This is a genomic window from Roseobacter sp. FCG-D35, from assembly GCF_033436665.1.
GTDB lineage: Bacteria > Pseudomonadota > Alphaproteobacteria > Rhodobacterales > Rhodobacteraceae > JAWQFO01.
Map to the genome: position 1 here is coordinate 116,772 of NZ_JAWQFO010000006.1, position 13,337 is coordinate 130,108.

Annotated in this window: 9 protein-coding genes; 8 read left to right on the forward strand and 1 reads right to left on the reverse strand. The window is 65.0% G+C overall.

The window, feature by feature from the left end:
* Window positions 1-114 precede the first annotated feature (114 nt).
* Window positions 115-534: a DUF1801 domain-containing protein gene (locus R5H30_RS14885; RefSeq protein WP_318329281.1), complete on the forward strand. Its 420-nt coding sequence runs from the start codon at window positions 115-117 to the stop codon at window positions 532-534.
* 1 nt (window position 535) lies between these two features.
* Here R5H30_RS14885 and R5H30_RS14890 read toward each other — a convergent pair whose 3' ends face one another.
* Window positions 536-2,161 (reverse strand): FMN-binding glutamate synthase family protein, encoded by a 1,626-nt coding sequence (locus tag R5H30_RS14890; RefSeq protein WP_318329283.1) that lies wholly within the window; start codon window positions 2,159-2,161, stop codon window positions 536-538.
* A gap of 457 nt (window positions 2,162-2,618) precedes the next feature.
* On the opposite strand from R5H30_RS14890, the gene R5H30_RS14895 reads away from it, so the two are divergent.
* From R5H30_RS14895 to R5H30_RS14925, 7 genes are all read left to right on the forward strand, one after another.
* Window positions 2,619-3,575: a TAXI family TRAP transporter solute-binding subunit gene (locus R5H30_RS14895; RefSeq protein ID WP_318329284.1), complete on the forward strand. Its 957-nt coding sequence runs from the start codon at window positions 2,619-2,621 to the stop codon at window positions 3,573-3,575.
* A 105-nt stretch (window positions 3,576-3,680) separates the two neighbouring features.
* Window positions 3,681-6,449 carry a TRAP transporter permease gene (locus R5H30_RS14900; RefSeq protein WP_318329286.1) on the forward strand — a complete coding sequence of 923 codons (2,769 nt, stop codon included), beginning with the start codon at window positions 3,681-3,683 and terminating at the stop codon, window positions 6,447-6,449.
* 180 nt (window positions 6,450-6,629) lie between these two features.
* Entirely contained in the window at window positions 6,630-7,670 is a 1,041-nt protein-coding gene (locus tag R5H30_RS14905) for a carbon-nitrogen hydrolase family protein (RefSeq protein WP_318329288.1), read from the forward strand.
* Window positions 7,671-7,748: 78 nt separating this feature from the next.
* Window positions 7,749-10,502, forward strand: coding sequence for an aminotransferase class I/II-fold pyridoxal phosphate-dependent enzyme (locus tag R5H30_RS14910; protein WP_318329289.1), 2,754 nt, complete (start codon window positions 7,749-7,751; stop codon window positions 10,500-10,502).
* Window positions 10,503-10,523: 21 nt separating this feature from the next.
* The gene (locus R5H30_RS14915) at window positions 10,524-11,984 is read left to right on the forward strand and encodes a biotin carboxylase (RefSeq protein ID WP_318329290.1); all 1,461 of its coding nucleotides are present in this window, start codon (window positions 10,524-10,526) and stop codon (window positions 11,982-11,984) included.
* A 21-nt stretch (window positions 11,985-12,005) separates the two neighbouring features.
* Window positions 12,006-12,977 (forward strand): C45 family autoproteolytic acyltransferase/hydrolase, encoded by a 972-nt coding sequence (locus tag R5H30_RS14920; RefSeq protein WP_318329291.1) that lies wholly within the window; start codon window positions 12,006-12,008, stop codon window positions 12,975-12,977.
* Complete coding sequence (locus tag R5H30_RS14925; RefSeq protein WP_318329292.1) at window positions 12,977-13,330, forward strand: VOC family protein; 354 nt, start codon at window positions 12,977-12,979, stop codon at window positions 13,328-13,330. The genes R5H30_RS14920 and R5H30_RS14925 overlap by 1 nt, the downstream gene beginning before the upstream one ends.
* Window positions 13,331-13,337 lie beyond the last annotated feature (7 nt).

Consider the following 13,337-nt stretch of genomic DNA (forward strand, 5'->3'; position numbering starts at 1 on the left):
TGCTTTTGGGGGCGCTGCCCCCGCCGCGGCTGCGCCGCGACTCCCCCGGGATATTTATGAACCAGAGAAGGGGCGGGCTTGATCGCCGGGGGCGGGGCGTGCTGGGATCAGCGCATGGGTGAGTTGCGCGATACGGTCGTGCCGCCGGTGCCGGCGGAGGTTGCGGAAGTCTTCGACCGGATGCCGGAAACGGTGCGGGACCGGCTGCTGGGGATCCGGGCGCTGGTCTTCGAGGTGGCGGCGGCGCGTCCGGAGGTGGGGCGGATCGCGGAATGCCTGAAATGGGGTCAGCCGGCCTACCTGACGCCCGAGAGCCGGTCGGGCACGACGCTGCGGCTGGGTCTCGGCAAGGGTGGCGCGGCGGCGGTGTTCACCCATTGTCAAACCCGTGTGGTGCCCGAGTTTCGGGCGATCTTCCCGGACGCCTTTGCCTATGACGGCAATCGCGGGGTGCTGTTGCCGGCGGGTGATGCGTTGGACGAGGCGGCCCTGCGGATGCTGATCGGGCGCGCACTGACCTATCACCTGCGGTGAGTCAGTCCTCCATGTCGCGCGGCGCGAAGTTGGCGGCATCGGCGCGGGCCCAGCGTTGCTGGTAATCCGGGGCGACGGAAGGGTCACCGGCCAGCAGGAACCCGTTCGGCAGGTAGGGGTAGGCCTCGTCGCCGGTGACCATCGTGTTGTCGCGCTGGCGCACCATGAAGTGGCGCGGCAGGAACTGGTGCGGGTCGGTGAGCCCGGCAGCGCCGGTGATCTCGGCCAGCGCCTTCAGCGTGTTGGTGTGAAAGCGCGCCACGCGCTCGGCCTTGGAGGGGATGTCGAGGGCGCGCTGGCGCACCGGGTCCTGGGTGGCGACGCCGACCGGGCAATGGTTGGTGTGGCAGGCCTGGGCCTGGATGCAGCCGATGGCGAACATGAAGCCGCGCGCCGAGTTGCACCAGTCGGCGCCGAGCGCCAAGGCGCGGGCGATATCGAAGGCCGAGACCACCTTGCCGGCGGCGGCGACCTTGATCCGGTCGCGCAGGCCTGCGCCGCGCAGGGTGTTGTGCACGAAGGTCAGCGCCTCGACCATCGGCATGCCGACATGGTTGGCGAACTCCAGCGGGGCGGCCCCGGTGCCGCCCTCGGTACCGTCGACGACGATGAAATCCGGGGTGATGTCGCGTTCGAGCATCGCCTTGACCATGCACATGAACTCGCGCCGGTGGCCGATGCAGAGCTTGAAGCCCACCGGCTTGCCGCCCGAAAGACGGCGCAGCTCGGCGATGAAATCAACCAGTTCGAGCGGTGTGGAAAACGCGGAGTGCGCGGGCGGCGAGACGCAGTCGACCCCCATCGGTATGCCGCGGGTGCGGGCGATCTCGGGGCTGATCTTGGAGGCCGGCAGCACGCCGCCGTGACCGGGCTTGGCACCCTGGCTGAGCTTGATCTCGATCATCCTGACCTGATCGTCGGCGGTGATCTCGGCGAAGCGGTCGGGGTCGAAGCGCCCGTCCTCGGTGCGGCGGCCGAAATAGCCCGAGGCGACCTGGTAGATCAGATCGCCACCGCCGGCGCGGTGATGGTCCGAGATGCTGCCCTCGCCGGTGTCATGGGCGAAGCGCCCGAGCCTGGCCCCGGTGTTCAGCGCGCGGATGGCGTTACCGGACAGCGAGCCGAAGCTCATCGCGGAGATGTTGTAGATCGAGGCGCTGTAGGGCTGCGTGCAGCCCGGCCCACCGACCTCGATGCGGAAATCGCTGTCCTCGATGTGGATCGGGCGCGCGGAATGGGTGACCCAGGCATAGCCCGCGTCATAGACCCGTTCGCGGGTGCCGAAAGGACGCTTGTCCTCCTGCCCCTTGGCGCGCTGGTAGACCAGCGAGCGTGTGTCGCGGCTGAACGGTTCCTCGTCCTGGTCGCTTTCGATCAGGTACTGGCGGATCTCGGGGCGGATGCCTTCGAAGAGAAAGCGCATGTGCCCGAGAACGGGATAGTTGCGCAGGATCGAATGGTGCGGCTGCCAGAGGTCATGCAGGCCGAGCGCGGTGAGCGCGGCGAAGGCCGCGAGCGGCAGCAGCATCCACGCACCGAGGACAGGCAGGGCGAGGGCGCAGAGCAGGGCGGCGAAGGCAACGCCGGCCAGTGTCGCGAAACGTGTCAGAGAGCTGAAATCCGGCATGTATCCTCCCAGCGGGCCCGGAGCGGTGCGGCGGCATGGCGACAAGCGCACCCGCCCTTGTTGGATATTTTAAACAGCCTTGCCCAGGCGACGGTTCCGGTTCTGCCCGAAGTCGAGGCGAAAGCGACGCGATATGCCGCGAACATCGCCCGGAATTGTGTCTTTTACCATAGTGCTTGAACAACGGATCAAAGCCTCCTAGGCTTTCTGCAGGAATCTTGCAGAAGGCACGGTCTGCGTGCATTCGCGGATCCGCTGCGGCGGGTCCGTTTAAACACAATAGCTTGGGGGAGCGACGTCGCGAGTTCCAATTGATCGGACCCGGTGGCCCCGCATCAGCCTTCCGATCCCGCGCCGCGAAGGCGCGCGTGCGAAGGCGCAGACGGCACCAAACGTCCGACGCCGGTCCTTCGGGGCCTGCACTTTCCCCGGCTGAAAATTGACAAGGGAGACATCTATGCAAATGTTTAAAATACTCGCCGTTTCCGGTGCGATGATTGCGGGTACCGCCGCGGTCGCGCAGGAGAAGTTCATCACCATCGGCACCGGTGGACAGACAGGCGTCTACTTCGTCGTCGGTCAATCGATCTGCCGGCTGGTGAACCGCGACAGCGCCGAGACCGGTCTGAAGTGCACCGCGCCCTCGACCGGCGGCTCGATCGCCAACATCAACGCGATCAAGGCCGGCGACATGGATATGGGTGTGGCCCAGTCCGACTGGCAGTACCATGCCTATAACGGCTCGTCCGAGTTCGAGGGCGACAAGTTCGACAAGCTGCGCGCCGTCTTCTCGGTGCATGGCGAGCCCTTCAACGTGATCGCACGCGCGGATTCGGGCATCGAGAGCTTCGAGGACCTCAAGGGCAAGCGTGTGAACGTCGGCAACCCCGGCTCGGGCCAGCGTGCGACGATGGAAGTCGTGCTGAACGAGATGGGCTGGAGCATGGACGACTTCTCGCTCGCCTCCGAGCTGAAGCCGGCCGAGCAGTCGGCGGCGCTCGGCGACAACAAGGTCGACGCGATCATCTACACCGTGGGCCACCCGAACGGGTCGATCCAGGAAGCGACGTCGACGGTGGACTCGCGCCTGGTGCCGGTGACCGGCGAGGCCATCGACAAGCTGGTCTCGGAAAACCCCTACTACGCCAAGGCGACCGTGCCGGGCGGCATGTACGCGGGCAATGACGCGGACGTCGAGACTTTCGGGGTCAAGGCAACCTTCGTGACTTCGGCGGACGTGCCGGACGAGGTGGTCTATGAAGTCGTGAAAGCGGTCTTCGAGAACTTCGACCGCTTCAAGAAGCTGCACCCAGCCTTCGCCAACCTCACCGAAGAGGAAATGATCAAGGACGGGCTTTCGGCTCCGCTGCATCCGGGCGCCGAGATGTACTACAAGGAAAAGGGCTGGATGTAATCCGGTCACGCTTCTGACAGGCGCGGCGGCGGGACATCCGCCGCCGCGCAAGGATCAAACAGGGCCGCGAAAGCCGGAACAGGCTGGCGGGCAGGGGGACCAGACATGTCGGACAAGGACCAGCAGAAAGCGGCAGCCGTCCAGGCGGCAGCATCCGGACACGGTGGGCTGAGCCAGGCGGAACTCGACGAGCTTGTCGCCTCTTCCGACACTGGCGGACGATCCGCCAAGGGCGCGGTCGGCACCTTCCTGATGCTCGTGGCACTGGCCTGGTCGCTGTTCCAGCTCTGGATCGCCTCACCCTTTCCCTTCATGATCGGCGCCGGTGTCTTCAACGACACCGAGGCGCGTTCGATCCACCTTGCCTTCGCGGTATTTCTGGGCATCGCCGCCTTTCCGGCGGCGCGCACGCCGTTCCAGATGGTGCTGGGCATTGCCATCCCGGTGATCCTGACGGCGCTTTTCATGATCGGGGCCAAGGACGACACGCCGGTCTGGTGGATTCCGCTGATCGGCGCCGGCATGGTCGCCACGATCCTGCTGGGCTCGCCCAAGGACCGCATCCCGGTCTGGGAATGGGCGATCGCCATCGTCGGCGCGGCCACGGCGCTATATCTTTTCGTCTACTACGTCGACATCTCGAGCCGGGTCGGCGCGCCGATCCTGCAGGATTTCGTGGTCGCGGTCGCTGGCCTGATGATCCTGCTCGAGGCCACGCGCCGCGCGCTGGGGCCGGCGCTGATGATCGTGGCGAGCGTGTTCCTGATGTACACGGTGCTCGGGCCACAGATGCCCAGCATCATCGCCCACAAGGGCAACTCGCTGTCGGAGATCGTGAACCACCAGTGGATCACCACCGAGGGCGTCTTCGGCATCGCTCTGGGCGTCTCGACCTCCTTCGTCTTCCTCTTCGTCCTTTTCGGCTCGCTTTTGGACAAGGCGGGCGCGGGCAACTACTTCATCCAGGTCGCGTTTTCGCTGATGGGCCACATGCGGGGCGGACCGGCCAAGGCGGCGGTCGTGTCCTCGGCGATGACCGGCCTGATCTCGGGCTCGTCGATTGCCAACGTGGTGACCACGGGCACCTTCACCATCCCGCTGATGAAGAAGGTCGGATTTTCTTCCGAGAAGGCCGGCGCGGTCGAGGTCGCCTCGTCCGTCAACGGGCAGATCATGCCGCCGGTGATGGGGGCCGCGGCCTTCCTGATGGTCGAGTATGTCGGCATTCCCTATTTCGACGTGGTCAAGCACGCTTTCCTGCCGGCGTTGATCTCCTACATCGCGCTGGTCTACATCGTGCATCTCGAGGCGATGAAGGCGGGCATGGAAGGCCTGCCGCGCGCCTACGAACCCAAGCCCATCGTGCAGCGGTTGATCGGCATCGCCTTTGCCATCGTGGTGATCTGCGCGGTATCGATGGCGGTGTACTACGGCATGGGCTGGCTGCGCCCGGCCTTCCCGGCGACCGCGGGGTACATCGTCTTCGCGCTGCTCACGGCGGTCTACGTCGGGCTGCTTTATGTCGCGTCGAAGGAGCCGGAGCTCAAGCTCGACGATCCGAACGCGCCGGTGACGCACCTGCCGCTGCCGGGTCCGACGGTGCGCGCAGGCCTGCACTTCATCCTGCCGGTCGTGGTGCTGGTCTGGGCGCTGATGGTCGACCGGCTCTCGCCGGGCCTCTCTGCCTTCTGGGCGGCGTCCTTCATGATCTTCATCCTCGTCACCCAGCGCCCGCTGATGGCGATCTTCCGCGGCGAAAGCCAGCTGATGCATGACATCGCGGCGGGCTTCGGCGACCTGATCGACGGGCTGGTCACCGGTGCGCGCAACATGATCGGCATCGGCATCGCCACCGCCACGGCGGGCATCATCGTCGGTGCCGTCAGCCAGACCGGCGTCGGCTCGGCGCTGGCGGACGTGGTCGAGGTGCTGTCGGGCGGCAACATCCTGGCGATCCTGCTGCTGACGGCGGTGCTGTCGCTGATCCTCGGCATGGGTCTGCCGACCACGGCCAACTACATCGTCGTCTCGGCACTGCTTGCCCCGGTCATCGTCACACTGGGCCAACAGAACGGGCTGATCGTGCCGCTGATCGCGGTCCACCTCTTCGTGTTCTACTTCGGCATCATGGCCGACGTGACGCCGCCCGTGGGGCTTGCCTCGTTCGCGGCGGCGGCGGTTTCGGGCGGGGATCCGATCAAGACCGGTGTGGTGGCCTTCTTCTACAGCCTGCGCACCGCGGCCTTGCCGTTCCTCTTCATCTTCAACACCGAGCTTCTGCTCATCAACGTGGGCTGGGGGCAGGGCATATTCGTCTTCATTGTCGCGACCATCGCCATGCTGCTCTTCGCGGCGGCGACCCAGGGCTTCTTCCTGGCGCGCAACCGGTTCTACGAGACCATCGCGCTGCTGCTGATCGCCTTCACCCTTTTCCGCCCGGGCTTCTGGATGGACATGGTGTCACCGCCTTACACCGAGGAGGCGCCGGCCGAGCTGGTGCAGGCCGCGGCGGACACACCGCAGGGCGAGAACCTGCGACTGCGGGTCTCGGGCGTGAATGACCTGGGCGATCCGGTCGAGTTCGTGGCGCTGCTGCCGCTGGGCGAAGGTGCGACGGGCGAGGAAAAGCTCGAGAACGCCGGGCTGCTGACGCGCGTGGAAGAGGACAAGATGTTCGTCGATGACGTGATGTTCGATTCGGCAGCACAGAACGCCGGGCTCGACTGGGACCAGGAGGTGATCCGGGTGCTCAAGCCCGTCGACCAGCCCAGCAAGTACTGGATGTTCATCCCGGCGCTGCTGGTTCTGGGGCTGATCGTCATGCTCCAGCGCGGTCGGGCAGGAAAGACGGGCCACAAGACGGCGGCGGCCTGAAGAACGGATTGATCAAGGCATGTGCAATAGCTGCCACAGGCAGGCCGAGACGCACGGGAATGACGCCAAATTGTGCGTTCGCCTGTTCAAGTCCGGCGCGCAACGCAGTATTTCATCCGGACGCGACGGATTTGCGACAGGGCCAGCCCGGCCCGGTCCGGCGCGACGGAGTGTTGTGACATGACCCCCTTTGCGATTGCCGGCGTCCAGATGTACGTGAACGCCCTGCAGCCCAACGTCGACGGGATGCTGCACCGGCTCGACGTGCTAATGGCGCGTTTCCCCTGGACCCAGATGGTGCTGTTCTCGGAGCTTGCGCCCTTCGGCCCGCTGGACAAGTTCTCGCTGTCGCCCGAGAACGAGACCATCGACCGTTTCTGCGAGGCGGCGCGCAAGCACGGCGTCTGGCTGATCCCCGGCTCGATGTTTCTGACCGATCCGGACTCGGGCGAGATCTTCAACACCTCCGTCGTCATCAATCCCGAGGGCGAAATTGTCCGGCGCTATGCCAAGATGTTCCCGTTCCGGCCCTACGAGGCGGGGATCGCGGCGGGCACCGAGTTCTGCGTCTTTGACGTGCCGGACGTGGGCCGCTTCGGGTTGTCGATCTGCTATGACATCTGGTTCCCGGAAACCACGCGCCAGCTGACGGCGCAGGGGGTCGAGGTGTTGCTGCACCCGGTTCTGACCGGCACCACGGACCGCGACGCCGAGCTTGCCATCGCCCGCGCCACCGCCGCGCAGTTCCAGTGCTATGTCTTCGACGTCAACGGGCTGGGAGCCGGCGGGGTGGGCCGGTCCTGCGTGGTCGACCCGGCGTCGATGGTGCTGCACCAGTCCGCCGGGCAGGAGGACATGTTCCCGATCGAGGTCGACATGGACATGGTCCGCCGCCAGCGCGAGACCGGCATGAAGGGTCTCGGGCAGGTGCTGAAAAGTTTCCGCGACCGGTCCGTCGATTTCTCGGTCTACGACCGCGCCAGCGGCACTGCGAGCTACCTCGACACGCTCGGCCCGCTGGAAATGCCGCGCCAGGGCACGCGCTCGGGGTTGCAGGTCGAGGTTCCGGCCCAGACCGTCCGGCAGGCGCCGACCTACAAGGGCATGGGGCTCGACACCGTGTCCGGCCAGAATCCGCACCACGACACGCACCGCTATTCCGGGCCCGAGGCCGACAACGCGGTGCTGGCGCCGGTGGCGGGAAAAACGTCAAGCGGGTAGGCGACCGGGTCCGGGCGGCGGAGAAAGGTTCCCGCCGCGACAGGTGTCGGTCGCTCCCGCAAACAGGGAGAACGACCGATGCATGGGATTCACGACTATTCTTCGGCGATCCAGCTGCGCTCGGACCGGTGGAGCGCGTTGCGGGAAGCCACGGTCGCGCTGACGCGCGATCCGAACCAGCGCGATCTCGCGCGGCTGAAGAAAGACGTGACCGAGCTTTTCGAATCCCTGTCCGTGATCGAGCCCTACTGGGCCTTCCCGGGCATGGCGGCCTTCGACCTGATGCGCCGGCGCTTCGATCACGGGGCCTGGGATGACCTCGCCTATGCCGCGGGGCGCGTGACCCGCGCCCTGACCACCGGGGCCTACCGGCGCCGGCACATCCCGCTCGAACGTGACCTCGGCGAGCAGGACGACCACGATGACGAGGCGATCCAGCCGCCCGAGGCGCGGGCGCTGGCCAAGCCCTATTTCGAGGTGCTGATCGTCGACAACGTCAACGAGTACCAGGAACGCTGGCTGAAATCGAACGTCGCGCAGATGCGCCGGCCCGAGGACCCGTTCATCTACGAACCCGTGGTCGTGCCCTCCATCGAGGATGCGTTGGTCGCCGTGCTCTTCAACCACAACATCCAGGCCATCGTCGTGCGCCCCGGGCTGACGCTGAAGTCCAAGGTCGACAAGGAAATTCTTGCCCGCTACCTCAACCGCGCCGGCGGGCAGGAGGAGATCGAGGCGATGCGCCCCGAGGATTACGGGCCTGAGCTGTGCCGCCTGATCGCCCGCGTGCGCCCCGAACTCGACGCCTATCTTGTCACGGAACGCTCGGTCGAGGACATCGCCGGGCTCGACCTCGGCATCTGTCGGCGCGTCTTCTACAACCAGGAAGACTTCATGGAGCTGCACCTCAACATCCTGCGCGGGGTGCAGGCGCGCAACAAGACGCCGTTCTTCACGGCGCTGGTGAACTATTCCAAGCAGCCGACGGGCGTGTTCCACGCCATGCCGATCAGCCGCGGCAAGTCGATCACGCGGTCGCACTGGATCCAGGACATGGGCGCCTTTTACGGGCCCAACATCTTTCTCGCCGAGACCTCGGCCACGTCCGGCGGTCTCGACTCGCTGCTGGAACCGCACGGGCCGATCAAGGAGGCGCAGGAACTTGCGGCACGCGCCTTCGGCTCGAAACAGACGTTCTTTGCCACCAACGGCACCTCGACCTGCAACAAGATCGTGGTGCAGGCGCTGGTCCGGCCGGGCGACATCGTTCTCGTCGACCGCGACTGCCACAAGTCGCATCATTACGGCATGGTGCTGGCCGGCGCGCAGGTGCGCTACCTCGACAGTTACCCGCTCAACGAATATTCGATGTACGGGGCGGTGCCGCTCAAGGAGATCAAGCACGAGCTTCTGAAGCTGAAGGCGGAAGGCAAGCTCGACCGGGTGCGGATGCTGTTGCTGACCAACTGCACCTTCGACGGGCTGGTCTACAACGTCGAGCGGGTGATGGAGGAATGCCTCGCCATCAAGCCTGATCTCATCTTCCTCTGGGACGAGGCCTGGTTCGCCTTTGCCCGCTTCAACCCGACCTACCGCCAGCGCACGGCGATGAGCGCGGCCAACAGCTTGCGCCACAAGCTGCGCAGTGAAGAGCACCAGAAAGCCTATGAGAAGCAGCAGGACAAGCTGAAGGACGCGGACGAGGCGACGCTGCTGAAGACCCGGCTGATCCCGCCGCCGCGCGCGCGGGTCCGGGCCTATGCCACGCAGTCGACGCACAAGACGCTGACTTCGCTGCGGCAGGGGTCGATGATCCATGTCAACGACCAGGACTTCAAGGGCGAGGTCGAGCAGAGCTTCCACGAAGCCTACATGACCCACACCTCGACCAGCCCGAACTACCAGATCATCGCCTCGCTCGATGTCGGGCGCCGGCAGGTCGAACTGGAAGGGTTCGAATTTGTCCAGCGCCAGATCGAGGCGGCGATGTCGATGCGTCGTGCGATCAGCACGCACCCGCTGCTCAAACGCTACTTCAAGGTGCTGACCGCGGGCGACATGATCCCGGACGAGTACCGGCAGAGCGGCGTGACCAGCTACTACGACGCCGAGCAGGGCGTGACCGACATGTGGGACTGCTGGGAACAGGACGACTTCGTGCTGGACGCGACGCGGGTGACGCTGGCCGTGGGCGGCACGGGCTGGGACGGCGACACGTTCAAGACCCAGATCCTGATGGACAAGTACGGCATCCAGATCAACAAGACCTCGCGCAACACGGTCCTGTTCATGACCAACATCGGGACCACGCGGTCTTCGGTCGCCTACCTGATCGAGGTGCTGGTAGAGATTGCCAAGTCGCTCGACGATCTGCTCGACGACGCCAGCCGGATGGAACGGCTCGCCTTCGACAAGCGCGTGAAGAACCTGATGGAGGATCTGCCGCCGCTGCCCGATTTCAGCCGGTTCCACGACGCCTTCCTTGCCGAGGGCGAAACCGGCGAGGGCGACATCCGCACGGCCTTCTTCCTCGCCTATGACGAGAAGAACTGCGACTACCTCGACCTCGACGGGTCATTGAAAAAGGCGCTGAAGAGCGGCGAGACGGTGGTCTCGGCCAGCTTCATCATCCCCTATCCGCCGGGCTTCCCGATCCTGGTGCCGGGGCAGGTCGTGTCGGAGGAAATTCTCGAATTCATGCTCGCGCTCGACGTGAGCGAGATCCACGGCTACCGGCCGGATCTCGGCCTGCGCGTGTTTACCGCCGAAAGCCTGCAGAAGCTGGTGGAGGCCAAGCCGCACATGAAGAAACTCGCCCACGTGGCGGAATAACTGGACAGAGAGGAGACACCAATGGTTGGAACGGTTCTGAAGAACATCTCGGAAATCCGTCGATACTTCCACCGCAACGAGGACCCGATCTACTTCATCTCCGCCACGAACTTCAACCTGCTCGGGCTCGACGAGTGGGTGAAGAACTTCAAGTACATCTGTTACATCGACTGCTATGGCGGCAAGCATCCGAACGTGTTCTGCCCCTCCGAACAGCCGCATGCGGAGTTCCAGTCGATCGAGGACATCAACAACTACCTGCTGCAGCACAAGGAGGTCATCGACTTCATCAAGCGCCGTGGCGGCAAGCCCAAGTTCGTCTTCCTGATGTTCGACGAGGAGACCGAGCGGCTTTCGAAAGAGCTTGGCGCCGAGGTTTGGTTCCCGAAGGCCAAGCTGCGCACCTCGATGGACAACAAGATCGAGACCGTGCGCATCGGCAACAAGGCCGGCGTGCCCTCGGTGCCGAACGTGCTGGCCGAGGTGAAAAGCTACGAGGATCTGAAGAAGACCTGCGAGAAGGCCGGGATCGGCCATGACCTGGTGCTGCAGTCGGCCTTCGGGGATTCCGGGCACACGACCTTCTTCATCAAGTCCGAGGCCGATTTCCGGCGGCACGAGCACGAGATCGTCGGCGAGGGCGAGATCAAGATCATGAAGCGCATCGACTGCCGCGGCTCGGCGATCGAGGCTTGTGCCACCAAGGAAGGCACGATCGTCGGCCCGCTGATGACCGAGCTTGTCGGCTTCAAGGAGCTGACGCCCTATCGCGGCGGCTGGTGCGGCAACGAGATCCTGTCGACGGCCTTTCCGCCGAAGGTCCGCAATCAGGCGCGGGATCTCACATTCAAGTTCGGCGAACAGCTGCGCAAGGAAGGCTACCGGGGCTATTTCGAGCTCGATTTCCTGATCGACAAGAAGACCGGCGAGCTGTGGCTGGGCGAATTGAACCCGCGAATCACCGGGGCGTCGTCGATGACCAACCATGCTGCCTTTGCCCATGCAGATGCGCCGCTTTTCCTTTTCCACCTGCTCGAGTTTTCGAAGAAGAAGTTCAAGCTGGACGTGGACGAGCTCAATGCCCGCTGGGCCGACCCGGACAACATCGACAGCTGGAGCCAGATGGTCATCAAGCACACCGAGGACACGGTGGACATCTGCACGGCTTCGCCGGAAACCGGCATCTACAAGATGCTCGAGGACGGGCGGGTGGTCTTCGATCGCTTCGATTATCACCGCCGCGCGGTGGAAAGCGAGAACGAAGCCTTCTTCCTGCGCATCCTCGGACCCGGGGACTATCGCTACGAGGGGGCCGACATCGGCATCCTCGTGACGCGCGGACGGTCGATGACGAAAGGCTTCCAGCTGAACGAGCGGGCGAAGAAATGGATCCACGGCATCAAGCAGGGCGTTGAGGGTCAGCCCCTTGCCCAGGCCGAGGCCGGACCAGCCCTTGCGGACCCGGCCTTCAAGATCCTCTGAAGGAGAAAGGACCGCGCGGCCATGTACTGGCGTGCCATCACCGAAGACCAGCCCGGCCCGGTTTGGGCCGGGCTTTTCCATGAATACTGGCCGCACTACCGGAGCTGGTGGCTGAAGGAGGGCGAGGCCGCGCGCCCGACCTATGCCGAGTCGCGCCGGGCGATGAAGGATCACATGCCCGAGATCCTGCCGCTCTGGGAAGAGCTCACCGAGCTTGCCGGCGGCGGCGACCAGGCGGCCCGGTTTCTCAGCTTCTACGGGCCGCCGCCCTACCTCGCCGGGTGCAGCCAGGCGATCTGGACCGGGCGCGAGCCGGTGATGGTGCGCAACTACGACTACAACGCCAATGCCTTCGACAGCCTTGTGATGCGCACCAAATGGCAGGGGAGGCGGGTCATGGGCACTTCGGACGGTCTTTGGGGCCTGGTCGACGGGCTCAACGACCGCGGACTTGCGATCTCGCTCACCTTCGGCGGGCGGCGCGTGGTCGGGACCGGCTTCGGCGTACCGATCATCCTGCGCTACGTCCTGCAGACCTGCGGCACCGCCGAGGAGGCGGGCGAGGCGCTGGCGCGCGTGCCGACGCACATGAGCTACAACGTCACGGTGTTGGACAAAAAGCGGAACTATCTTACGGCGATGATGGGTCCCGATCGGCCCGCGGTCCTCACCCATGCCGCCGTCGCCACCAATCACCAAGAAAACGTCGAATGGGTCAGCCACGCACGTTTTACCGCCACGGTCGAGCGTGAACGCTACCTGTTGCAGCGCCTGACCCTGCACCGCGACACCGAGGAGCATTTCATCGGCGCCTTCCTCAAGCCCCCGCTATATTCGACTGCCTTCGACGCCGGGTTCGGCACGCTCTACACCGCCGTCTACCGGCCGCGGAAAAAGCAGATGGAATTGCGCTGGCCGGGGACTGTCTGGCCGCTGTCGCTGACCGACTTCGAGGAAAGCGCCCGGCGCGTGCAGCTTCCGGGGGCGGCCTGATGGGACAGGTGAACGGGTTCGGCGGCTTTTTCTTCCGCGCCAATGACCCGGAGAAACTGGCCGCGTGGTACGCCGAACATCTCGGCATCACCGGCCCCGGCACGTGGCGTCCGGACGAAGGCGTTGCCGTCTTCGCGCCTTTCGCCGCCGACACCGACTATTTCGGCGATCCCTCGCGGCAGTGGATGCTCAACTTCCGCGTCTCCGACCTTGCCGGATTGATCGCGGACCTGCAGGCCAAGGGGATCGCCGTGACCACCAAGGCCGAATGGGACTCGGAGATCGGCCGTTTTGCCCGTATCCACGACCCCGAGGGCAACCCGATCGAGCTTTGGGAGCCTGCGCAGACCTGACAGTTGG

Excerpts from the sequence above, each read along its gene's own strand:
- R5H30_RS14885 (WP_318329281.1), top strand. The coding sequence starts at position 115 with ATGGGTGAGTTGCGCGATACGGTCGTGCCGCCGGTGCCGGCGGAGGTT.
- R5H30_RS14890 (WP_318329283.1), bottom strand. The coding sequence starts at position 2,161 with ATGCCGGATTTCAGCTCTCTGACACGTTTCGCGACACTGGCCGGCGTT.
- R5H30_RS14895 (WP_318329284.1), top strand. The coding sequence starts at position 2,619 with ATGCAAATGTTTAAAATACTCGCCGTTTCCGGTGCGATGATTGCGGGT.
- R5H30_RS14900 (WP_318329286.1), top strand. The coding sequence starts at position 3,681 with ATGTCGGACAAGGACCAGCAGAAAGCGGCAGCCGTCCAGGCGGCAGCA.
- R5H30_RS14905 (WP_318329288.1), top strand. The coding sequence starts at position 6,630 with ATGACCCCCTTTGCGATTGCCGGCGTCCAGATGTACGTGAACGCCCTG.
- R5H30_RS14910 (WP_318329289.1), top strand. The coding sequence starts at position 7,749 with ATGCATGGGATTCACGACTATTCTTCGGCGATCCAGCTGCGCTCGGAC.
- R5H30_RS14915 (WP_318329290.1), top strand. The coding sequence starts at position 10,524 with ATGGTTGGAACGGTTCTGAAGAACATCTCGGAAATCCGTCGATACTTC.
- R5H30_RS14920 (WP_318329291.1), top strand. The coding sequence starts at position 12,006 with ATGTACTGGCGTGCCATCACCGAAGACCAGCCCGGCCCGGTTTGGGCC.
- R5H30_RS14925 (WP_318329292.1), top strand. The coding sequence starts at position 12,977 with ATGGGACAGGTGAACGGGTTCGGCGGCTTTTTCTTCCGCGCCAATGAC.